The sequence below is a fragment of the Plantactinospora veratri genome (assembly GCF_036421995.1).
Lineage (GTDB): Bacteria > Actinomycetota > Actinomycetes > Mycobacteriales > Micromonosporaceae > Plantactinospora > Plantactinospora veratri.
On the sequence record NZ_JAZGQL010000038.1, the window covers coordinates 52,560 to 73,610 of the forward strand.

Sequence of the window (21,051 nt, forward strand, 5' to 3'; positions counted from 1 at the left end):
CAGCGGCTACGGCTGGCCCGCCGACCCGTCGGCGGGCCGGGTGCGGCCGTTGTCGGGCCGGTGCAGCCAGCACCGGGCCAGGTGACCGGCGCCGACCGGGAACTCCGGCACCTCGGTGCGGCAGACCTCCATCGCCGCCGGGCAGCGGTCCCGGAACAGGCAGCCGCCGCTGTCGGTCGCCGTCTGCTGCCCGCCCCGCAGCGCCCGCATCCCGCCCGGCGCGGCGGTACGCGGGCGGCCCGGGTCCGGCGCCGCCGACGCCAGCAGCTGGGTGTACGGGTGTGCGGGGCGCAGGATCACCTCGTCGCTCGGGCCGGACTCGACCACCTGGCCCCGGTACAACACCATGATCGAGGAGGCGAAGTAGCGGGCGGTGGCGAGGTCGTGGGTGACGTACAGCACGGCCAGTTCCTCCTCCCGCTTGAGCCGGTCGATCAGGTTGAGGATCTCCAGCCGGATCGACACGTCGAGCATCGACACCGGCTCGTCGGCGAGCAGGATCCGGGGCCGGGGTGCCAGGGCGCGGGCGATCGCGACCCGCTGCCGCTGCCCGCCGGAGAGTTCGTGCGGCAGCCGGCGGGCGACCTGGTCGGCCGGGGTGAGGTTGACCCGGGTCAGCAGGTCGTGCACGGCCGCCCGGACGTCGTCGGCGGAGCGGGCGACCCCGTGCAGGCGCAGCGGCCGCCGCAGGTGGTATTCGACGGTGTGTGCCGGGTTCAGTGACCCGAACGGGTCCTGGAACACCATCTGCACGTCCCGGCGGTAGCGGCGGACCGCCCGGTGGCCGGTCGCCACCGGGGTGCCGTCGAGGCGGATCTCGCCGGCGGTCGGCGGGGTGAGCCGGACCAGCATCCGGGCGATCGTCGACTTGCCGCTGCCGCTCTCGCCGACCAGCGCCACCGTCTGGCCGGAGCGCAGTTCGAAGGAGACGTCGTCGACGGCGCGCAGGGTGCGGCGGCGCCGTCCGTCCCGCAGCGGGAAGTGTTTGCTCAGGTGACTGACCGTCAGCGTGGTCATCGGTCGCCACCTCCGGCAGAACCGTTTCCGGCCGGCGGCGGGTCGGCACGCGGCCCGGCCGGTGCCGGCGGGTCGGTGGGGCGTGGCTCCGGTTCCGGTCCGGGGTCCGGTGCCGGGTCGGTGGGATGGAACCGGCCGGTCCGGAGCCCGACCGGTGGGCCGTCCGGGCGCAGCGTCGGGTCGTGGTGCAGGCAGGCGGCCTGGGTGGTGCCGGCGGTCAGCAGCGGCGGGTCGACGCGGTGGCAGGCGTCGAAGGAGTACGGGCAGCGGGCGGTGAACGCGCAGCCGGTGATCGGCCGGGACAGGTCCGGCGGGCTGCCGGGGATGCCGTGCAGTACGGTCCGCTCGCCGCGCAGGCTGGGAAAGGAGCGCAGCAGTCCGACCGTGTACGGGTGGCCCGGCGTGGCGTGCAGGTCGGCGGCGCGGCCGTACTCGACGATCCGGCCGCCGTACATCACGGCGAGCCGGTCGCTGATCTCCAGCAGCAGGGAGAGGTCGTGGGTGATGAAGACGACCGCGAAGCCGAACCGGGCCCGGAGCCGGTCGATCTCGGTCAGGATGTCGCGCTGCACCACCACGTCCAGCGCGGTGGTCGGCTCGTCCATCACCACCACGTCGGGGCGCAGCGCCATCGCCATCGCGATCAGCACCCGCTGGCGCATCCCGCCGGAGAGTTCGTGCGGGTAGGCCGAGAGCCGTTCCGGGCCGATCCCGACCAGGTCGAGCAGTTCCCGGCAGCGTTGTTCCCGCTCGGCGCGGCGCAGTTCGGGGCGGTGCGCGGTGAAGACGTCGGCGAGTTGGCGGCGTACCGACAGCACCGGGTTGAGGGCGTTCATCGCCCCCTGGAACACCATCGCGACCCGGTTCCAGCGGAACCGGCGCAGTGCCTGCCCGTGCAGCGTCGACAGGTCGACCGGCGGGCCGTCGGCGGGGTGGAAGACGACCTCGCCGGAGGTGACCCGGCCGGGCGGTTTGAGCAGCCGGGTGACGGCGTAGGCGAGGGTCGACTTGCCGCAGCCGCTCTCGCCGACGATGCCGAGGACCTCGCCCCGGGCCAGGTCGAAGCTGACGTCGCGGACCGCCCGGACCGGGTCGGTGCCGTCGTAGACGACGCTCAGGTCGCGGACCGAGAGCACCACGTCGGTGCCGGTGACCGCCGGTGGGGGTGTGGTGTCGAGGGTCATGCCGGTCCGGTCCGTCGGGGGCGGCGGGGGACCCGCAGCCTCGGGTTGATCAGCTCGTCGAGGCTGAAGTTGATCAGTGCGAGTCCGGCGCCGACCAGCGCGATGCAGAGTCCGGGCGGTACGAACCACCACCAGGCGCCCTGGGAGAGCGCCTGCGAGTTCTGCGCGAAGTAGAGCATCGTGCCCCACGAGCCGGCGCCGCCGAGACCGAGGAAGGCGAGCGCGGCCTCGGTGAGGATGCCGCCGATGACCGCGAAGACGAACTGGGCGGCGATCAGCGGCAGCAGGTTCGGCAGGATCTCGAAGGTGACGATCCGCCAGCCGGGTTCGCCGCTGACCCGGGCGGCGTCGACGTAGTCGCGGGAGCGCAGCGACAGGGTCTGTGCCCGCAGTACCCGGGCGGAGCCGGCCCAGGCGGTGAACGAGACGATCAACGCGATGGCCAGGGCGCCCCGGGTCTGCACGTAGTCGGTGATCAGGACCACCAGCGGCAGGCCGGGCAGCACCAGGAAGACGTTGCTGACCAGCGAGAGGCTCTCGTCGGTGTGCCCGCCGGCGTAGCCGCCGAGGACGCCGACCAGTACCGAGACGACGGTGGCGAGCAGTCCGACGACCAGGCCGACCAGCATCGAGCCTCGGGTGGCGGCGACGAGTTGCCGGAACACGTCCTGGCCGGTGGTGGTGGTGCCGAGCAGGTGTTCGGCGGAGGGGGCGAGCAGCCGGTCGTCGCTGACCTGGTTGGGGTCGTCGACCAGCAGCGGGCCGAGCACGGCGACCAGGGCGAAGAAGCCGACGACGGCCAGCCCGGCGGCGAGCTTGCGGGAGCGCAGCAGCCCGCGCCAACGGGGCCGGCGGGTCGGCACCACCACGCCGGGGACGACCTCGCCGGTGACGTCGCGCTGGGTCTCGATGGTCGCCATCAGCCGGCCTGCCGGGTACGGGGGTCGATCACCGCGTAGAGCAGGTCGACGACGAAGTTGGCGCCGAGCACCGCCAGCGAGATGACCAGGAAGATGCCCTGGAGCAGCGGGTAGTCGGCGTTGGCGACCGCCGCGACCAGGGTCATCCCGACGCCGGGATAGGAGAAGACGATCTCGGTGGCGATGGAGCCGCTGACCACGAAGCCGAGGGTGATGGCGAACCCGGCGACGCTGGGCAGTACGGCGTTGCGTGCCGCGTACTGGATCATGATGCGGCGCGGGTGCAGCCCCTTGGCCTCGGCGGTCAGCACGTAGTCCTCGGCCATCGTCGAGACCATCATGTTGCGCATCCCGAGCAGCCAGCCGGCGACCGAGGCGAGCACGATCGAGGCGGCCGGCAGGACGCCGTGGTAGATCGCGCTGCGCAGGAACGGCCAGTTGAACCCGATGGTGGTCTCGTAGCTGTAGCCGCTGTTCAGCGGAAACCAGCCGAGGATCCCGCCGAGCAGCCAGAGCAGCACCAGGGCGAGCCAGAAGTACGGGATGGCGGCCAGGAAGGTGGTGGTCGGCACCAGCGCGTCCAGCCAGGTGCCGCGCCGCCAGCCGGCGAGCATGCCGAGGGTGATCCCGAGCAGCACGCTGAGTACGGTGGCGACGCCGACCATCACCACCGTCCACGGCAGGCTCTGGCTGAGCACCTTCGACACCGGGGTCGGGTAGTAGCTGACCGAGAGCCCGAACTCGCCGCGCGCCAGGTTGCCGAGATAGCCGAGGTACTGCTGCCACAGCGGGTCGTCGGTGACCCCGAACTGCAACTCCAGGGCGCGGCGGGCGTCCGGCGACATCGGGGTCATGTTCTGGGTCTTGGCCAGGACGGCGTCGACCGGATTGCCCTTGATCAGCCGGGGGATGAGGAAGTTGAGGGTGACCGCCGCCCAGACCGCGACCAGGTAGAACAGCGCCTTGCGCCGCAGGTAGCGCATCGGGGCGGCTCAGCCGGCCGGGGTGAGGTTCTTGGCCACGATCCCCATGTCCGGCCCGTTGTACGGGGTGGTCAGCGCGTAGTGGTTCTCCTCGGTGGGGAAGTTGCCGAGGTTCTCGGTGCGGTACTCGATCAGCGAGGCGGACTGCTGGAGCGGGATGTACGGCAGCTCCTCGACGATCACATCCTGGATCTTGAAGAGTTGTTCCCTGATCGCGTCGCGCTGGTCCGGCGGGGTGCTCTCCATCGCCAGCAGTGCCGCGTCCACGGCGGCGTTGCGGAAGCGGCCGTAGTTGGAGCCGGCCTGCTGGCCCAGCGGTGCGGTCCGCTTGCTGGAGAACGCCCGGCTGTACCAGGAGTACGCGGTGCCCTCGCTGTACAGGTTGGTGATGATCATCTCGAAGTCGCCGGTCTGCTGGTCGGTGGAGAAGGCGGTGAAGGAGACCTCCTGGGTCTTCATCTCGATCCCGACCGACTTCAGCGACTGGGTCATGATCTGGAGCGCGGAGATGTAGTCGTTGTAGCCCTGCACGACCTTGACGGTGAAGGAGAGCCGCCGGCCGGCCTTGGCGTAGATCCCGTCGGCGCCCTTGGCCCAGCCGTCGGCCTGGAGGGTCTGCTCGGCCCGGGCCGCGTCGAACTCCAGCTTCCGGTCCTTGTACTCCGGCTTGATGTAGTCGTCCCAGAGCGGCCGGGGCAGCTGGGCCGGGCTGGCCTCCTTGCCGTACCCGGAGAAGGCCAGCCGGATGATCTGCTCGCGGTCCAGGGCCAGGCTGATCGCCTTGCGTACCGCGGCGCTGTCGAACGGCGCCCGGTCCAGGTTGGGGATCAGGTTGGTCAGGTAGAGCTGCGACTCGTTGATGTACTTGTTGTGCTTCGGGTCCTTGCTGACGTACTGCTTCTCGATGTCGGCGATGAACGATCCGGCCCAGTCGAGCTGCCCGGCGGCGAGCGCCGCGATCGCGCTGTCCGCGCTGGCGAACTGCTGGAACCGCATCCCCTTGATCTTCGGCTTGCCGGTCTCCCAGTAGTTGGGGTTGCGTTCGAAGACGTAGTTCTGCTGGCTGAACGAGGCCAGCGTGAACGCGCCGGTGCCGACCGGCTTCTCGTTGGTGAAGGCGGACGGGTCGGCGATGGTCGACCAGATGTGCTTGGGCACGATCCAGGTCCGGCCGGCGATCAGGTTGAGCCGGGTGTAGACGCCCTGGCTGAACGTGACCGAGACGTGCGTGGGGTCGGTCGCGACCGCCTCGACGATCGGCAGGCCGTTCTGGTTGAGCTTCGGGTTGTCCCGGATCAGGTTGAAGGTGAAGGCGACGTCGTCGGCCGAGAACGGCTTCCCGTCGCTCCACTTCACCCCCTCCCGGATGGTGAGGTTCAGCCGCCGGCCGTCGTCGGCGAACTCGTATCCGGTGGCGAGTTGCGGCTGCACGTCGTCGGCCCGGGCGGCGTTGAAATAGAGCAGGGACTCGTAGAGCACGCTCATCGTGCCGGCGACGCTGTTCTGGGAGAACGGGTTGAAGTTGGGTACGAACCCGGCGTTCGTCCCCGAGAGGACGTTGATGATCTTTCCTTCGGCGTCGGCGGACGAGTCGCCGTCGTCACCGCAGCCGGCGGTCACACCGACGGCCAGCGTCGCCGTGGCCAGCGTGGCGAGCAGCCGGCGGGCGAGGGTACGGCGCATCGTTGCCTCCCGGTTCGGGGATTTCGGACGGGTTGCCACCTGGTGTCCGGGGCAGGTGAGATCGATGACAACACCGAACCGGTTCACAGTCAATAGACGGAAAGCGATTTCCGCCCCGGCCGGCGGCCGGGCTCGGGGCGTGCGACGCGACCTGGAGGCGGCTCCGAGGCGGCCCGATCCGGCGTCACTTAACCGGTTCTGCCGGTGCTGCCGGACGGGACGGTTGCCGACGACTGTGACCCGGCAGCCGGCGTCGACGGTGATCAACGGGGAGCGGTCGAAACCAGCCGGAAATCCGGTCACTGGTACCGTTGCCAACGCCGACAACACTCGCGAGCGAGAGACCGCCCGGCAGCGTGGGGCGGCGCCGAAGGGGCAAATCCTCCCCGGAACCTCTCAGGCAAAAGGAGCCCGCGGGCAGGCGACTGTGGAGCGCCCGCGACGTCGCGGAGCGTGACAGAGGGGGAGGTTGCAGCGTCGACCTCGCCCGGGAGCGTCCCCCATGACCACAGCACAGCACCCCACCCGCGACGGCGGGCAGTTCGCCGACCGGCACATCGGCCCCGACACCGACGCGATGCGCCGGATGCTGGAAACCGTCGGCTACCACTCCGTCGACGACCTGATGGACGCCGCGATCCCCGAGGTGATCCGCTGGACCGGCGACCTCGACCTGCCGCCGGCCGCCACCGAGGAGGAGGTCGCCGCCGAACTGCGCGCGCTGGCCGCCCGGAACAGCGTCGCCGTCTCCATGATCGGTCTCGGCTACTCCGGCACCCACACCCCGGCGGTGATCCGCCGCAACGTGCTGGAGAACCCGGCCTGGTACACCGCGTACACGCCGTACCAGCCGGAGATCAGCCAGGGGCGCCTGGAGGCGCTGCTGAACTTCCAGACCATGGTCACCGACCTGACCGGGCTGGCCACCGCGAACGCCTCCATGCTCGACGAGGGCACCGCCGCCGCCGAGGCGATGACCCTGGCCCGCCGCGCCGGCAAGAACAAGACCAACGTGTACGTCGTCGACGCCGACACCCTGCCGCAGACCCTCGCCGTACTCGCCACCCGGGCCGAACCGCTCGGCATCGAGGTACGGGTACTCGACCTTTCCGCCGAGCCGCTGCCGGCGGAGTTCTTCGGCCTGCACCTGCAGTACCCGGGCGCCTCCGGCGCGGTCCGTGACCACAGCGGGCTGGTCGAGGCCGCGCACGCCGCCGGGGCACTGGTCACGGTCGCCGCCGACCTGCTCGCGCTGACCCTGCTCCGCCCACCGGGTGAGATCGGCGCCGACATCGCCGCCGGCACCACCCAGCGGTTCGGCGTACCGATGGGCTTCGGCGGCCCGCACGCCGGCTACCTGGCGGTCCGGGGCGGCCTGGAGCGGATGCTGCCCGGCCGGCTGGTCGGGGTCTCCCGGGACGCGGCCGGCGACCCCGCCTACCGGCTGGCGTTGCAGACCCGGGAACAGCACATCCGCCGGGAGAAGGCGACCAGCAACATCTGCACCGCCCAGGTGCTGCTCGCCGTGATGGCCAGCATGTACGCCGTCTACCACGGCCCGGCCGGGCTGCGGGCGATCGCCGAGCGGACCCACCGCCGGGCCGCCACCCTCGCCGCCGGGCTGCGCACCCTCGACGGCGTCGAGGTGGTGCACGAGACGTTCTTCGACACCGTGCTCGCCCGGTTCCCCGGCCGGGCCGCCGAGGTGGTCGGCGAGGCCGCGCGGCGCGGGGTCAACCTGCGACTGGTCGACGCCGACCAGGTCGGGATCGCCTGCGACGAGACCACCACCGAGGCGCACCTGGCGACCGTCTGGGACGCCTTCGGCGCCGTCGCCGGGCAGCGGGTGACCCCGGCCACCGGGCAGCCGCCGGCCGCACTTCCGGCCGACCTCGCCCGTACCGGCGACTACCTCACCCACCCGGTCTTCCGGTCGCACCACTCCGAGACCGCGATGCTGCGCTACCTGCGCCGGCTCGCCGACCTCGACTACGCCCTGGACCGGGGAATGATCCCGCTCGGCTCCTGCACGATGAAGCTGAACGGCACCACCGAGATGGAGCCGGTGAGCTGGCCGGAGTTCGCCGACGTGCACCCGTTCGCCCCGGACGAGCAGACCGCCGGCTACCGCGACCTGGTCGCCACCCTGGAGGGCTGGCTCGCCGAGGTGACCGGCTACGACGCGGTCAGCGTGCAGCCGAACGCCGGCTCGCAGGGCGAACTCGCCGGCCTGCTGGCGATCCGCGCCTACCACCGCGACCGGGGCGAGGCGCACCGGGACGTCTGCCTGATCCCGTCCTCGGCGCACGGCACCAACGCGGCCAGCGCGGTGATGGCCGGGATGCGGGTGGTGGTGGTCGGCTGCGACCCCGACGGCGACGTCGACCTGGCCGACCTCGACCGCAAGATCGAGGCGCACCGGGAGACCCTCGCCGCGATCATGGTCACCTACCCGTCCACCCACGGGGTGTACGAGGGCGGCATCGCCGCGCTCTGCGCCAAGGTGCACGACGCCGGCGGCCAGGTCTACGTCGACGGCGCCAACCTCAACGCGCTGCTCGGGTACGCCAAGCCGGGCCGGTTCGGTGCCGACGTGTCACACCTGAACCTGCACAAGACGTTCTGCATCCCGCACGGCGGCGGCGGACCCGGGGTCGGCCCGGTGGCGGTACGGGCACACCTGGCGCCGTACCTGCCCGGCGACCCGCGCGACACCGAGGGCCGGCCGGCGGTCTCGGCGGCCCGGTACGGCTCGGCCGGGATCCTGCCGATCCCGTGGGCGTACCTGCGGCTGATGGGGCCGGACGGGCTGCGCCGGGCGACCGGGGTGGCGGTACTCGCCGCCAACTACGTCGCGGCCCGGCTGCGCGGCCACTACCCGGTGCTCTACGCCGGCAACAAGGGCCTGGTCGCACACGAGTGCATCCTCGACCTGCGGCCGCTGACCAAGGCGACCGGGGTCAGCGTCGACGACGTGGCGAAGCGGCTGATCGACTACGGTTTCCACGCCCCGACGATGTCGTTCCCGGTCGCCGGCACCCTGATGGTGGAGCCGACCGAGAGCGAGGACCTCACCGAACTCGACCGGTTCTGCGACGCGATGATCGCGATCCGGTCCGAGATCGACAAGGTCGGGGCGGGGGAGTGGCCGAAGGGGGACAACCCGCTCGGCAACGCGCCGCACACCGCGGCGATGGTGACCGGCGACGAGTGGCCGCACCCGTACCCGCGGTCGGTGGCCGGCTATCCCGGCGGGGTCGACCGGCGGGCGAAGTACTGGCCGCCGGTACGCCGCATCGACGGTGCCTACGGAGACCGGAACCTGGTCTGCGCCTGCCCGCCGCCGGAGGCGTTCGAGAACTGAGAACGGAGGACCGGCCGGCACAACAGGCGCCGGCCGGTCACAGTGAGTGATGAATCAGCCGACCAGGGCGTGCCGGGCCGGACCACGGTGCGGCGCTATGGTGCTGCCGTCGGGCAGCAGCTCGCCGGTGTCCTCGAAGAGGATGACGCCATTGCAGAGCAGGCTCCACCCCTGCTCACGGAAGCAGGCGAGGACGCGGGCCGCTTCCCGGTCGGTTGCTTCGGCGGAGGGGCAGGTCGGTTCGTGCTGGCACATCGGGTTCTCCGGACTATGGGGGCGCTGTGGCATGGTTCACATGACCAGTGACGGACGGTACCCCTTCACGCCCAGTGATGACGAGCGGGTATCCGTCTCTGACCGGGGAAATCCACTTTTCGGATGAGGCAGATCCATCCGTACGTCGTGGAAGCGCTCCCATTCGCGCCACCGGGAGCGCCCGCGAGCTGCGTACCCGGGCTCGTCGAACACGACCGGCTTCAATGCCCGGCCGACGGTCCGGACGACCCCGCCACGCTGCTGGAGGAGTTCCTCGCCGGGCACGGCCTCCCGGTCCGCGACCTGACCCGGCCCGGCGTCCACCCGCCGGACGGTCCGGCCGGCACCATCTGCGGCGCCGCCGTCTTCGTCTCCGCCGCCGCCGGAGCCCGGATGGTCGGCGCGCCCGCCGGCCCGGCCACCCCGGCACCCGCCGTCCCCGACCTGGTCGCGGTGGTCTACCGGCACGGCGCCGCACCGCAGGCCGGCCGACCCCGGCGGCACCCGCCCGACGACCGGGAGGCCGACGCCTGGGAACTCGGCCCGTGGGTCGAGAGTTGGACGCCGCAGCGGCACGCCGACGCGGTCCGGCAGGCCCGGGACGCCATCGCGGCCGGCGACATCTACCAGGTCAACGTCGTCGGCCACGGCTGCGCCCGGTACGCGGGAGACCCGCTGCCGGCACTGGCCCGGCTGGCCCGGCTACCCGGCGCCCGGTACGGCGGCGTGCTCACCGGCCCCGGCTGGGCGATCGGCTGCGCCTCCCCGGAAACCCTGGTCGAGGTGACCGACGGCCGGGTCTACACCCGGCCGATCAAGGGCACCCGGCCGGCGACCGGCCCCGGCCGGCGGGAACTGCTCGAATCCGCCAAGGAACGCGCCGAACACGTGATGATCGTGGATCTGGAACGCAACGACCTGGCCCGGATCGCCCGTACCGGCACCGTCCAGGTCGACCAGCTCTACGCCATCCGGCGCTGGTCCGACCTCTGGCAGGCCGAGTCGACCGTCTCGGCCACCCTCGCCGACGGGTGCGGGCTGGCCGACCTGCTCCGCGCGGTCTGCCCCGGCGGGTCGGTCACCGGCGCCCCCAAGCTCGCCGCGCTGGCCCAGATCGCCGCCCTGGAACCGGTCGGCCGGGGCGCCAGCATGGGCGGGCTCGGCTGGATCGGCCCGGACCGGATCGACCTGGGGCTGACCATCCGGACGGTGGCCGCCGACGCCGACCGGGTGCACGTCTGGGCCGGCGGCGGCATCACCTGGGGCAGCGATCCGGCGGCGGAGGTCGCCGAGGCGGCCGCCAAGTCCGGCCCGGTCCGGGCCATCCTGGCCGCCCCCCGCTGACCGCCGCCGAGCCGCACGTAGCCGCCGAGCGCGGCCAGGTTCCGGTGGCGGGACTTGGCCTGTAGCTCGGCGGTGCTGCGGCCCTTGGCGGCTAGGTGGGTCAGGCTGCTGTGGCGTAGCTGGTGGAGGGTGTACCCGATGCCGTGCGGGTCGTGGAGCTTGGATGCCTGGTCGTCGCGCCGCCGCGCGGAGCTGATCGACATATCTCTATTTGCCATGGAGTCTGCTCAAGGGGGCATGCTTGCAGCCATGGAGATCGACTCCCCGATGATCGACGAGCCGACCATCGGGCAGGTATCTGACCTGGTCGGCCTGTCGCCCGACACGCTGCGCTGGTACGAGCGGATCGGGCTCCTCGAGACGATCCCGCGCGATGCCGCCGGGCAGCGCCGATACCGCGCGGTCGACCTCGACCGGCTGGAACTCCTGATCAAGATGCGGGCGACCGGTATGCCGGTCACCGAGATGCACGAATACGTCGCTCTGATCCATGGGGGCCCGGCCACTCGATCCGACCGGCTGGCCCTGCTCGAGTCACACCGTCAGCGCACACTCGACCGAATCGCCGCTCTCCAGCAGGATCTCGTCGTCATCGACCGCAAGATTGACCGCTATCGCAGCCTTCTGGAGGATGACAATGCGCAAAACCGTGCTGGGTGAATCCGGTCCCGCAGTCTCAGCCATCGGCCTGGGCTGCATGGGAATGAGCGCACACTACGGACCACGCCCAACGGAAACGCAATCCATAAGCGTCGTTCACCGAGCACTTGACCTCGGCATCAACCTCATCGACACCTCTGCCTCCTACGGCGTCGGCCACAACGAACAGCTCATCGGCAAAGCCATCCACGGCCGACGCGACCACGTCGTCCTGTGTACCAAGTTCGGGATCCGGCGCGACAACGGCCGCATGTACGTGGACTCCTCACCAGGCTGGGCAAGAAAGTCATGCGACGAATCCCTACAACGCCTCCGTGTTGACTACATCGACCTGCTCTATCTGCACCGACGCAACCCCGAAGTCCCCATCGCGGATACGATCGGCGCGATGGCCGAACTGGTGGCCGCCGGCAAAGTTCGCCACCTTGGACTGTCCGAAGTGAACGCGCAGACTCTGCGGCAAGCTCATGCCATCCATCGCCTGGCAGCGCTGCAGACCGAGTACTCGCTGCTCAGCCGCGAGGTCGAAGCGGATCTGCTGCCGACCTGCCGCGAACTGGGCATCGCCCTCGTCGCCTACTCACCCATCAGCCGGGCCCTGCTCACCGGCCACATCACCACCGACACCGCGTTCGGTGACGATGACCTGCGCGGTGGCAACCCCCGCTTCGCCAGGGCCAACCGGGCCGCCAACCTGGCCCTCGTCGACCGGTTACGCGCACTTGCCGGCGAAATAGGCGTGACACCGGCACAACTCGCACTTGCCTGGCTACTCGCACAGGGCACCACCCCGATCCCAGGCACGACCACAGTCCGCCACCTGGAAGACAACGCCGCCGCCAGCACAGTCTCGCTAACGACCGAACAACTCCACCAAATCGCCGACCTCGTACCGGCTGGTGCCGCTCAAGGCGAGCGACTCTCCGCTGCCGCCGCGCGCTGGGTCGGCAGGTGACAGGCAACAGCAGCCGGGAAAGGACCCTCTAAAAGGGTCGACGGCTGTCGTGTCCGCATGTGCTGGACAGGTGAGCTCGGCCGGGGCCGTCGCGCCGCCGACCGCCCCGGCGGAGCCGGTCGCGTCGTCGACCCGACCCCGACCGGCGGAGTCGGTCAGTCGCCGAGCAGGTCGGCGAGGGCGTCCGCCGGGTCGTCGCGAGCAACCCCGGCCGGCCACCAGTCGCCGCCGGCCACCTCCCGGTACGGATACCAGCGGCCGTCGCGGCCGTACCGCAGCTGGGCCCGGTGCCCCGGAAACGTCCACCGGTTGCGCCACACCTGCGGCTCCGGCGGGTCGTCACCGGTCCAGCCGGCGGCCAGGTCGGCCCGGGCCCGGGCCAGCCGTACCGGCGGCGGCGTCCACGGCTCGTCCAGCACCGAAAGGCCGGCCTGCCCGCCGTACTCCCAGGCCCGTACCGCCCGGCCGAACTCCCCTGCGGTACGCCCGGCGGCCTGCCGCAGCCGGGCCAGCACCGGACCGCTCGCCCCGACCGCGAGCCGGACCGCATCCACCCGCTCCGGCAGCACCAGCGGCGGGCCGTCGCCGCCCGAAGCGGCGTCGAGCAGCACGCCGGCCCGGACGGCGGCGTTCTCGACCAGCCCGTGCAGCACCTCCGCCGCGATCCCCGGCGCGTCCGGCAGCACCGGCCCGGCCACCCCGGGCTCCGGCGCCGGCGGCGGAGCCGGCAGCGCCGGGTCCGGCCGGGCGTACACCTGCGCGGCCGGCACCCCGACGCCCGGCGGCGGGCCGGCCGGCTGCTCCGCCGGGGCGCCCGCCGCCGGCCGGTGCCCCCGGCGCCGCAGCTCGGCGAGCACCTCCCGGGGCCCCCGGCCCCGGATCAGCAGCAGCAGGAACGGGTCGGCGTCGAGCAGCCAGGCCACCTGGTAGCCGAGCGCGGCCGCGTGCCGGCACGCCGCCGCGACCCACTCCGGGCAGTCGCACTCCGGCTGGAGGTCGCCGATCCCCGGCAGCAGGGCGACCCCGACGTCGTCGGCCGACGTGGCCAGGTCGCGCGGCATCTCCCCGTCGAGCAGCGCGGCGATGTGCCCGGCCTTCGCCGCCACCTGGTCGAGGAACCGGGACCACTGCGCGTCGGTCAACGGCTCCACGAAGATCCGGGTCCGGTACGGCACGTCGCCCACCCCGTCGTGCACCTCGGCCGCGATCCGGCCCGGGCTGACGGTGATCGAGCCGACGTGCCCGGCCGTGGCCGAGCGCCGCCCCCGGCGCAGCAGAGTCTCGTCCAGCGAGGTCTCCTCCAGCGCCCGGATCCAGGCGTCACCCCACCAGGATCGGCTGCTGCGGGCACGCCGCCCCGGCGGGAACGCCGGAAAGCCCCGGACCCGGTCGTCGCCGCTCATCGGCCCCCACCTTCCACGGCCGGCCCGGAGCCGACACACCACGCCCGGCTCGCGTACGCGGTCACGCCGGCCTGCGCAACTCGACCAGGGACGCCAGTTCGGCGTCGGAGAGTTCGGTCAACGCCGCCTCGCCACCGGTGAGCACCGCGTCGGCGAGGTCCCGCTTGACGGCGAGCAGGGCGGCGATCCGGTCCTCGACCGTCCCCTCGGTGACCAGCCGGTGCACCTGCACCGGACGGGTCTGCCCGATCCGGTACGCCCGGTCGGTGGCCTGCTCCTCGACGGCCGGGTTCCACCACCGGTCGTAGTGCACCACATGGTCGGCCCGGGTCAGGTTCAACCCCGTACCGGCGGCCCGCAGCGACAGCAGGAAGACCGGCACCTCACCGGCCTGGAACCGGCGTACCTGCTCGTCGCGGCGGGTCACCGGGGTGCCGCCGTGCAGCAGTTCGGTCGGTACGCCCCGGTCGCCGAGGTGCCGCTCGATCAGCCGGGCCATCGCGACGTACTGGGTGAAGACCAGCACCGCGCCGCGTTCGGCGAGAATCGTGTCGACCAGCTCGTCGAGCAGCTCCAGCTTGCCGGAGCGGCCGGCCAGCCGGGGTCGCGCCTCCCGCAGGTAGTGCGCCGGATGGTTGCAGACCTGCTTCAGCGAGGTCAGCAGCTCCAGCACCAGACCACGGCGGGCCATCCCGCTGCTGTCCCGGATCCTGGCCAGCGTCTCGCGGACCACCGCCTCGTAGAGGCCGGCCTGCTCGCCGGTCAACCCGACCGGATGGTCGGTCTCGGTCTTCGGCGGCAGCTCCGGGGCGATCCCCGGATCCGACTTGCGGCGGCGCAGCAGGAACGGTGCGATCAGCCGGGCCAGTCGACCCGCCGCCGCCGGATCCCGACCGGACTCGATCGGCGCCGCCCACCGGGCCCGGAACCGGGGCAGCGGGCCGAGCAGGCCGGGAGTGGTCCAGTCCAGGATCGCCCAGAGTTCGGTCAGGTTGTTCTCCACCGGGGTGCCGGTGAGGGCGACCCGAGCAGCGGCCGGAATCCGGCGCAGCGCCCGGGCGGTACCGGAGGCGCGGTTCTTCACGTGCTGCGCCTCGTCGGCGACGACCAGCCCCCACCGCACCCCGGCGAGCCGGTCGGCGTCGAGCCGCATCGTCCCGTAGGTGGTGAGCAGGAACCCGCCGTCCAGCGCGTCGAGGTTGCGTCGCCCGCCGTGGAAGCGGCGTACCGGGGTACCGGGGGCGAACCGGCCGATCTCACGTTCCCAGTTGCCGAGCAGCGAAGCGGGGCAGACCACCAGGGTCGGGCCGGCGGTCGCCGGATCCGCCTGCCGGTGCAGGTGCAGCGCGATCAGCGTGACCGTCTTGCCGAGCCCCATGTCGTCGGCGAGGCAGCCGCCCAGCCCCAGCTCGGTCATCCGGGCCAGCCAGCGCAGCCCGCGTAGCTGGTAGTCCCGCAGGGTGGCGGTCAAGCCGGCCGGCACCCCGACCCGCTCCGGGTCGGCGCCGGCCTGCTCCGGGTCGGCGATCCGCCGCCGCAGTCCGTCCAGCCAGCCGGTGGTGTCGACCTGCACCGGCCGACCGTCGACCTCCACCGTGCCGGTCAGCGCCGCGCCGAGCGCCTCGATCGCGCCGACCGGCGGCAGCGCCGGCTTGCGGGCCCGGGCGGCCAGTTCCGGGTCGACGAGTATCCACTGGTCGCGCAGCCGCACCACCGGTCGGTGTGCCTCGGCGAGCAGGTCCAGTTCGGCGGCGGTCAGCGGTCGCCCGCCGAGGGCGAGCTGCCAGTCGACGTGGAGCAGCCCGTCGCCGCCGAAGAAGGTGGCCAGGTCCGACGGCGGTGACTCGGCGGCGCCGAGCACCGCCCGGGAGGTGAGCCCGGCGGCCAGCTCGCGGGGCCAGTGCACCGCCATCCCGACCGTGCCGAGCCGGCCGGCGGCGTCGGCGACCAGCTCGGTGACCTCCTCGTCGGTCAGCAGGAGCGTGTCGGGGACGGCGGCGTCGAGCAGGTGCCGCAGCGGCGGCCAGACGCCGGCGGCGCGGCGGATCGCCAGCGTGGTGTCGAGCCGGGCCCGGGGCCCGAACCCGGCCACGTCGCCGTGCCACAGCGCGGCGGCGTCGACCACCAGCGCCGGGTCGACGAGGCTGTGCACCTGCACCACCGCCCGCAGTCCGGGCCGGGTGAGGTCGCCGTCGACCGGCTCCAGCCGTACCGAGACCCGCACGCCGGAGTCGAGACCGGCGCGGACCTCCTCGGCCCAGCCGCGCAGCCGGGGTACCGACTGCGGTGCCGTCGCGGCGAACGCGTCGGTGCCGGCGGCGTGCCGGGCAGCGGGGGAGCGGGGCATAGTGTCGGCGACCGCGTCGAGGAAAGCGCGCAACAGGCCGGCCGCGTCCGGCAGGAGCGGACCGGCCGACGGTGCCCCGTCCGCCGTCTCGTCCGCCGGGACCGGATTCGCCCGGGCCCGGGCCGGCATCGCCGCGGCGAGTTCCCGGATCCGGCCCGCGTCGGCCGCGTCCAGCGCCCCGACCGTCCAGGCGTCGAAGCCGGCCGGCGAGACCGTCGGCAGGATCCGCCGCCGGGCCACCAGGTGCAGTGCCAGCAGCGCCGCCGCCGACCAGTAGGCCAGCGCGGGGTCGACCGGCCGCTCCGGCGCCGGGCCGGCCAGCAGCAGCGGAAGCGCGTCGCCGACCGGCAGCCGGCGCGCCGGCACCGTCCGGTCCCGCACCCCGGCACCGTCCGGCAGCACGACCGTCAGCTCCCCGTCGTGTCCCGGTCCGTCGGCCGGCAGGCCACCGCCGTCGGGCCGCCAGAACGCCAGTACCCCGGCGCGGGGCGGGTCGGCCGGCTCGAAGGCCACCGCACAGGACGCCGCCCACCGCTCGTCCGGGCCCGCGTTCCCGGACCGTCCGGTCGGGGAGGCGTCGCCGGGTACCGACGTCGTGTTCGGCCGCATCTCCGGTCCTGCCCCCTCGTCCGCCAGCCGCCCCGACCCCCGGACCCCCGTCCGGTCGGGACGCCACCCGTACCAGCCCGGACATTATATCGTACGACGTACGGGAATGCCCTCCGTCGGCCCGCCGAACCCGGAACGACGAGCGCACCGCTGTCGTCGAGCGTGCCGGGACACCGGACCGGTAACGAACCGATAAGGTTCCGGTCATGACGATGCGGCCCATCCGGATCATCGGCGACCCCGTGCTGCGCACCCCGTCCGAGCCGGTCACCAGCTTCGACGCCGAACTACGCGACCTGGTCACCGACCTGATGGACACCCTGCTCGGCGCACCCGGCCGCGCCGGAGTCGCCGCACCCCAGATCGGCATCAGCGCCCAGGTCTTCGTCTACGACGCCGACGGGCACCGCGGCCACCTCGTCAACCCCACCCTCGAACTCTCCGCCGAGCAGCAGGACGACGACGAAGGCTGCCTCTCCGTCCCCGGCCTCTACTTCCCGACCCCGCGCGCCATGCACGCCACCGCACACGGCTTCGACCAGTACGGCGAACCCCTCACCATCACCGGCAGCGGCTTCCTCGCCCGCGCCCTCCAGCACGAAACCGACCACCTGCACGGCCGGCTCTACGTCGACACCCTGCGCGGCGACACCCGCCGCCGCGCCCTGCGGGAGATCCGCGCCGGACGGTTCGCCAGCCCCGACCGGTGACCCCACCCACGGCCCGGATCAGCGGCCCCGCCGACGCCGCAACCAGACACCGACCGCACCCACCAGCACGAAGACCAGCCCGGAACAACACAGCGCTTTGAAGAGCACGCCGAAACTGTCGCACATCCCGCCGTAAGGTGTGCACGTGCGCCTGGCAACCTTCAACCTGCTGCACGGCCGATCCCCGCACGACGACCTCGTCGACGAGAACCGGCTCGCCGCCGCCGTCGCCACCCTCGACGCCGACATCCTGGCGCTGCAGGAGGTCGACCGGGACCAGTCCCGCAGCAACCACCTCGACCTGACCGCGATCGCCGCCCGGGCGATGAACGCCCCGGAACACCGGTTCGCCGCCGCCGTCGTCGGCACCCCCGGCGAACGGTTCCGGCCACTGACCCACGACGACGACGGCCACGGCGAACCCCTCTACGGCATCGGCCTGATCAGCCGCTACCCGGTCCGCTCCTGGCAGGTCACCCGGCTCGCCTCGGCACCCGTACGCTCCCCGGTCCTCGACCCCGGCCCCGGCGGCGGCATCATCCTGCTCCGCGACGAACCCCGGGTCGTCCTCGCCGCCATCCTCGACACCCCGTACGGGCCGATCACCGCCGCCGCCACCCACCTGTCCTTCGTACCCGGCTGGAACATCCGGCAGCTACGCCAGGTCATCCGCGCCCTGCGTACCCTGCCCGCGCCCCGGATCCTGCTCGGCGACCTCAACCTGCCGGCCAGACTCGCCACCCTCGTCTCCGGCTGGCGCTCCCTGGGGCACCGCCCCACCTACCCGGCCCGACAACCCCGGGTACAGCTCGACCACATCCTCGCCGACCCCCGCGACGGACACCCGCTACCCGCCGTCACCGCCGTCGACGCCCCGATCGCCACCATCTCCGACCACCGGCCACTCGTCGTCGACCTCGCCTGACGCCCGCACCCGCGGCGGCTCCGGCTCGCCCAGCCGAACCGACCCCCGAACGAGCCGCCCCGGACCCGAGCCGCCCCCGGTGACCTACCGCCCCGGCGGCACGGCGCCCCGAGTCCGTACCACCAGGGTGGTATCCCGACCGGCAACTCCGGCATGACGACCCAGGACCACACCGGTACCTACGCTGCCGGCAGGTACCAGTCGTGCTAGGGAAGGAACCACCGATGTCCGTCCGCCACCTGTCCGCCGCCACCACAGCCGCCCTGCTCGCCGGAGTCTGGCACGCCGCACCCGCCGCCGCGCACGTCACCGGCCAGCCCGTCGCCGCCAGCGTCTACACCATGAGCCCCGGCCGGATCGGCTCCATCGTGGCCGGGCTGCTCGGACTGGTCGGCATCGTCGTCGGCGCACTCGCCCGGGCCCGCTCCGCCGGACGGGTCGGCACCGGCAACGGGCGACGCGGCGCCCTGACCGCCATCGCACTGGGACTGGTCGGCGCCCTCATCGGCGCGGTGGTGGTCGCCACCTCCGACGGCGGCCTCGGCACCGGCAACGGACTCGGCGGAGCGATCGTCGCCCTCGCCCTCGGACTGACCGGCATGCTCCTCGGCGGACTCACGCTGAACCGCGCCCGCCACACCGGCTGACCCGACCCCCTCACACTGACCCGGCCACCGCGCCGGGTCAGTACCCGGTCCGTCCCACCCGGGCGGACGACCCACTGCCGGTGCCGACCCCCGACGGACGACCCACCCGCACGGCGCCCTCAGGAACGGGCGAGCCAACCGGGTACGGTCAGCCCCGACTCGTACGCGAGGATCACCAACTGGGCCCGGTCCCGTACCCGGGTCTTCGTCATGATCCGACTGACGTGCGTCTTCGCGGTCGCCGGACTCAACACCAACCGCGCCGCGATCTCGTCGTTGGAGAGACCAGCCGCGACCAGCACCAGCACCTCCCGCTCCCGCTCGGTGAGCGCCCGCAGCCGCGGCCCCGGATCAGGATGGCGGACCCGGGCCGCGAACTCGGAGATCAACCGGCGGGTGATCGACGGCGCGATCAACGCGTCACCACGGGCCACCACCCGCACCCCGTGGATCAGCTCCGCCGGCTCCGTGTCCTTGACCAGAAAGCCGCTCGCACCGGCCCGCAACGCCCCGTAGACGTAATCGTCCAGGTCGAAGGTGGTCAAAATGATCACCCGGGCGTCCGAACCCGCGACGATCTCCCCGGTCGCGGCCAGACCATCCAGCCCCGGCATCCGGATGTCCATCAGTACGACATCCGGCCGCAACCACCGGGTCAGCCGCACCGCCTCGGCACCGTCGGCAGCCTCGCCGACCACCTCGACGCCCTCCTCACCCTCCAAAATGGACCGGAACCCGGCCCGCACCAGGGTCTGGTCGTCGGCGAGCAGCAACCGGATCACGAAACACCCCCCGACTCCGACGACAACCCCGCCGGCCCCGCCGACACCACGTCACGCCGCAACGGCAGACGGGCGGAGACCCGGAAACCACCACCCGGCCCAGGACCCGCACTCAACGAACCACCCAACGCCCGCGCCCGCTCACCCATGCCGACAATCCCGTTACCGGGCACACCCGGCCCGCCAACGCCGTCGTCCTCGACCTCCACCAGCACGCCACCACCGTCACGCCGCACCCGCACCACCACGGCGGTCGCACCCGCGTGCCGAGTCACGTTCGTCAGCGCCTCCTGCACGATCCGATACGCCGCCAACTCCACCTCCGGCGGCAACGCCCGGATCTGCGCCACCTCGGTACGGACCGCCAGCCCGGACCGCCCCGCCGTCAGCACCAGCTCACCGAGCCGGTCCAGACCCGGCACCGTCACCGCCTCGCCCTCCTGCCGCAGTACGCCCAACGCCGTACGCAACTCACCCAACATCTCCTTGCTCGCCTGCTTGATCGCGGTGAGCGCCTCGGCCGACCGGCCCGGATCCGGACGATGCAACGCGGCACTGGCCTGCACGTTGATCAGCGAAAGATGGTGGCCGAGCACGTCATGCAACTCCCGGGCGATCCGCAACCGCTCCTCGGTGGCCCGACGCCGAGCCTCCTCCTCCTTGCCCTGCTCCGCCGCGAGCACCCGGGCCCGCGCCTCCGCGACATAGGCCCGACGGTTACGGGTCACCCCGACGATCACCGCCACCAGCCAACCGGCATGCAGCAACGTCGCCCCGTTCCCACCACCGGCCGACCGGCCATAGCCGTCCGCCGCCGCGAACGCGACCACCGAAGCGCCCCCGAGCCCGACCGCGACCCAGAGGCGCCCCTCGTCGACAACGGTGTAGAGCGCCACGACAAAAACCAGCATGATCGGACCCGGCCGGTGCAGCAACGCGCCGTACCCGCCGACGGCAACCAGCGCCACCACACCCACCGGCACCGGATAGCGACGCCGCACGTACAACGCGGCAGAGGAGCCCAACACCACCGACAGCGCCACCCACTCGGCGGCGCTGTCGACACCGCCCGACTGCACCACCAGCCCGGCAAGGCCGACCAGGCCGACCACGAGCACCAGGACCACGTCCGCCGCCCGACCCCGCCACCACCTCGGCATACGCCGAAGCCTAGCCGCCACAGACCAGCCGACTCGAAAACCCCGCACACCCCGAAACCGGCGACACCCCCGCCCGCGACCCACCCCACGGGAAGTAGCATCC

Annotated in this window: 17 protein-coding genes and 1 riboswitch; of the genes, 7 read left to right on the forward strand and 10 right to left on the reverse strand. The window is 72.6% G+C overall.

Annotated elements, in window-relative coordinates:
• Positions 1-6: 6 nt before the first annotated feature.
• From V1634_RS34055 to V1634_RS34075, 5 genes are read right to left on the reverse strand one after another with little or no spacing between them, the layout of a single operon-like run.
• A complete protein-coding gene (locus V1634_RS34055) occupies positions 7-1,017 on the reverse strand; it encodes an ABC transporter ATP-binding protein (RefSeq protein WP_331211745.1) in 1,011 nt (336 codons plus the stop codon).
• Positions 1,014-2,201: an oligopeptide/dipeptide ABC transporter ATP-binding protein gene (locus V1634_RS34060; protein WP_331211746.1), complete on the reverse strand. Its 1,188-nt coding sequence runs from the start codon at positions 2,199-2,201 to the stop codon at positions 1,014-1,016. Before V1634_RS34060 ends, V1634_RS34055 begins: the two co-directional genes overlap by 4 nt.
• Positions 2,198-3,121: an ABC transporter permease gene (locus V1634_RS34065; protein ID WP_331211747.1), complete on the reverse strand. Its 924-nt coding sequence runs from the start codon at positions 3,119-3,121 to the stop codon at positions 2,198-2,200. Before V1634_RS34065 ends, V1634_RS34060 begins: the two co-directional genes overlap by 4 nt.
• Positions 3,121-4,104: an ABC transporter permease gene (locus V1634_RS34070; RefSeq protein ID WP_331211748.1), complete on the reverse strand. Its 984-nt coding sequence runs from the start codon at positions 4,102-4,104 to the stop codon at positions 3,121-3,123. Before V1634_RS34070 ends, V1634_RS34065 begins: the two co-directional genes overlap by 1 nt.
• 9 nt (positions 4,105-4,113) lie before the next feature.
• Positions 4,114-5,787, reverse strand: a complete 1,674-nt coding sequence (locus V1634_RS34075; RefSeq protein WP_331211749.1) for an ABC transporter substrate-binding protein — start codon at positions 5,785-5,787, stop codon at positions 4,114-4,116.
• 325 nt (positions 5,788-6,112) lie between these two features.
• Positions 6,113-6,209: riboswitch (glycine riboswitch) on the forward strand.
• Between the two features lie 80 nt (positions 6,210-6,289).
• Between V1634_RS34075 and gcvP the strand changes: the two genes are divergently transcribed.
• A complete protein-coding gene (gene gcvP, locus V1634_RS34080) occupies positions 6,290-9,151 on the forward strand; it encodes an aminomethyl-transferring glycine dehydrogenase (RefSeq protein WP_331211750.1) in 2,862 nt (953 codons plus the stop codon).
• Between the two features lie 54 nt (positions 9,152-9,205).
• Here the strand turns inward: gcvP and V1634_RS34085 are convergent, their stop codons facing one another.
• Complete coding sequence (locus V1634_RS34085; RefSeq protein ID WP_101365960.1) at positions 9,206-9,406, reverse strand: DUF5999 family protein; 201 nt, start codon at positions 9,404-9,406, stop codon at positions 9,206-9,208.
• Positions 9,407-9,529: 123 nt separating this feature from the next.
• Between V1634_RS34085 and V1634_RS34090 the strand changes: the two genes are divergently transcribed.
• From V1634_RS34090 to V1634_RS34100, 3 genes are all read left to right on the forward strand, one after another.
• Positions 9,530-10,750 carry a chorismate-binding protein gene (locus V1634_RS34090; protein ID WP_331211751.1) on the forward strand — a complete coding sequence of 407 codons (1,221 nt, stop codon included), beginning with the start codon at positions 9,530-9,532 and terminating at the stop codon, positions 10,748-10,750.
• 249 nt (positions 10,751-10,999) lie between these two features.
• Positions 11,000-11,410 carry a MerR family transcriptional regulator gene (locus tag V1634_RS34095; RefSeq protein ID WP_331211752.1) on the forward strand — a complete coding sequence of 137 codons (411 nt, stop codon included), beginning with the start codon at positions 11,000-11,002 and terminating at the stop codon, positions 11,408-11,410.
• On the forward strand, positions 11,388-12,365 hold the full coding sequence (locus tag V1634_RS34100; protein ID WP_331211753.1) for an aldo/keto reductase: 978 nt from the start codon (positions 11,388-11,390) through the stop codon (positions 12,363-12,365). Before V1634_RS34095 ends, V1634_RS34100 begins: the two co-directional genes overlap by 23 nt.
• 155 nt (positions 12,366-12,520) lie before the next feature.
• On the opposite strand, the gene V1634_RS34105 is transcribed toward V1634_RS34100, so the two are convergent.
• Positions 12,521-13,768, reverse strand: a complete 1,248-nt coding sequence (locus V1634_RS34105; protein ID WP_331211754.1) for an SWIM zinc finger family protein — start codon at positions 13,766-13,768, stop codon at positions 12,521-12,523.
• A gap of 61 nt (positions 13,769-13,829) precedes the next feature.
• Entirely contained in the window at positions 13,830-16,724 is a 2,895-nt protein-coding gene (locus tag V1634_RS34110) for a DEAD/DEAH box helicase (protein WP_331211755.1), read from the reverse strand.
• Between the two features lie 206 nt (positions 16,725-16,930).
• Here V1634_RS34110 and def point away from each other — a divergent pair, with 206 nt between their 5' ends.
• The 3 genes from def (at position 16,931) to V1634_RS34125 (ending at position 19,006) form a co-directional block, all read left to right on the forward strand.
• Positions 16,931-17,434, forward strand: coding sequence for a peptide deformylase (def, locus tag V1634_RS34115; RefSeq protein WP_331211756.1), 504 nt, complete (start codon positions 16,931-16,933; stop codon positions 17,432-17,434).
• Between the two features lie 145 nt (positions 17,435-17,579).
• Complete coding sequence (locus tag V1634_RS34120; RefSeq protein WP_331211757.1) at positions 17,580-18,359, forward strand: endonuclease/exonuclease/phosphatase family protein; 780 nt, start codon at positions 17,580-17,582, stop codon at positions 18,357-18,359.
• A 224-nt stretch (positions 18,360-18,583) separates the two neighbouring features.
• A complete protein-coding gene (locus V1634_RS34125) occupies positions 18,584-19,006 on the forward strand; it encodes a DUF6223 family protein (protein WP_331211758.1) in 423 nt (140 codons plus the stop codon).
• Between the two features lie 119 nt (positions 19,007-19,125).
• Here V1634_RS34125 and V1634_RS34130 read toward each other — a convergent pair whose 3' ends face one another.
• Both V1634_RS34130 and V1634_RS34135 read right to left on the reverse strand, forming a co-directional pair.
• Positions 19,126-19,788, reverse strand: a complete 663-nt coding sequence (locus tag V1634_RS34130) for a response regulator transcription factor (RefSeq protein WP_331211759.1) — start codon at positions 19,786-19,788, stop codon at positions 19,126-19,128.
• A complete protein-coding gene (locus V1634_RS34135) occupies positions 19,785-20,948 on the reverse strand; it encodes a sensor histidine kinase (RefSeq protein WP_331211760.1) in 1,164 nt (387 codons plus the stop codon). Before V1634_RS34135 ends, V1634_RS34130 begins: the two co-directional genes overlap by 4 nt.
• Positions 20,949-21,051 lie beyond the last annotated feature (103 nt).

What these genes read in the sequence shown, in the direction of transcription:
- V1634_RS34135 (WP_331211760.1), bottom strand. Translation starts at nt 20,948, where the DNA reads ATGCCGAGGTGGTGGCGGGGTCGGGCGGCGGACGTGGTCCTGGTGCTC.
- V1634_RS34055 (WP_331211745.1), bottom strand. Translation starts at nt 1,017, where the DNA reads ATGACCACGCTGACGGTCAGTCACCTGAGCAAACACTTCCCGCTGCGG.
- V1634_RS34075 (WP_331211749.1), bottom strand. Translation starts at nt 5,787, where the DNA reads ATGCGCCGTACCCTCGCCCGCCGGCTGCTCGCCACGCTGGCCACGGCG.
- V1634_RS34100 (WP_331211753.1), top strand. Translation starts at nt 11,388, where the DNA reads ATGCGCAAAACCGTGCTGGGTGAATCCGGTCCCGCAGTCTCAGCCATC.
- V1634_RS34090 (WP_331211751.1), top strand. Translation starts at nt 9,530, where the DNA reads ATGAGGCAGATCCATCCGTACGTCGTGGAAGCGCTCCCATTCGCGCCA.
- V1634_RS34065 (WP_331211747.1), bottom strand. Translation starts at nt 3,121, where the DNA reads ATGGCGACCATCGAGACCCAGCGCGACGTCACCGGCGAGGTCGTCCCC.
- V1634_RS34070 (WP_331211748.1), bottom strand. Translation starts at nt 4,104, where the DNA reads ATGCGCTACCTGCGGCGCAAGGCGCTGTTCTACCTGGTCGCGGTCTGG.
- def (WP_331211756.1), top strand. Translation starts at nt 16,931, where the DNA reads ATGACGATGCGGCCCATCCGGATCATCGGCGACCCCGTGCTGCGCACC.
- V1634_RS34085 (WP_101365960.1), bottom strand. Translation starts at nt 9,406, where the DNA reads ATGTGCCAGCACGAACCGACCTGCCCCTCCGCCGAAGCAACCGACCGG.
- V1634_RS34095 (WP_331211752.1), top strand. Translation starts at nt 11,000, where the DNA reads ATGGAGATCGACTCCCCGATGATCGACGAGCCGACCATCGGGCAGGTA.
- gcvP (WP_331211750.1), top strand. Translation starts at nt 6,290, where the DNA reads ATGACCACAGCACAGCACCCCACCCGCGACGGCGGGCAGTTCGCCGAC.
- V1634_RS34105 (WP_331211754.1), bottom strand. Translation starts at nt 13,768, where the DNA reads ATGAGCGGCGACGACCGGGTCCGGGGCTTTCCGGCGTTCCCGCCGGGG.
- V1634_RS34060 (WP_331211746.1), bottom strand. Translation starts at nt 2,201, where the DNA reads ATGACCCTCGACACCACACCCCCACCGGCGGTCACCGGCACCGACGTG.
- V1634_RS34110 (WP_331211755.1), bottom strand. Translation starts at nt 16,724, where the DNA reads ATGCGGCCGAACACGACGTCGGTACCCGGCGACGCCTCCCCGACCGGA.
- V1634_RS34125 (WP_331211758.1), top strand. Translation starts at nt 18,584, where the DNA reads ATGTCCGTCCGCCACCTGTCCGCCGCCACCACAGCCGCCCTGCTCGCC.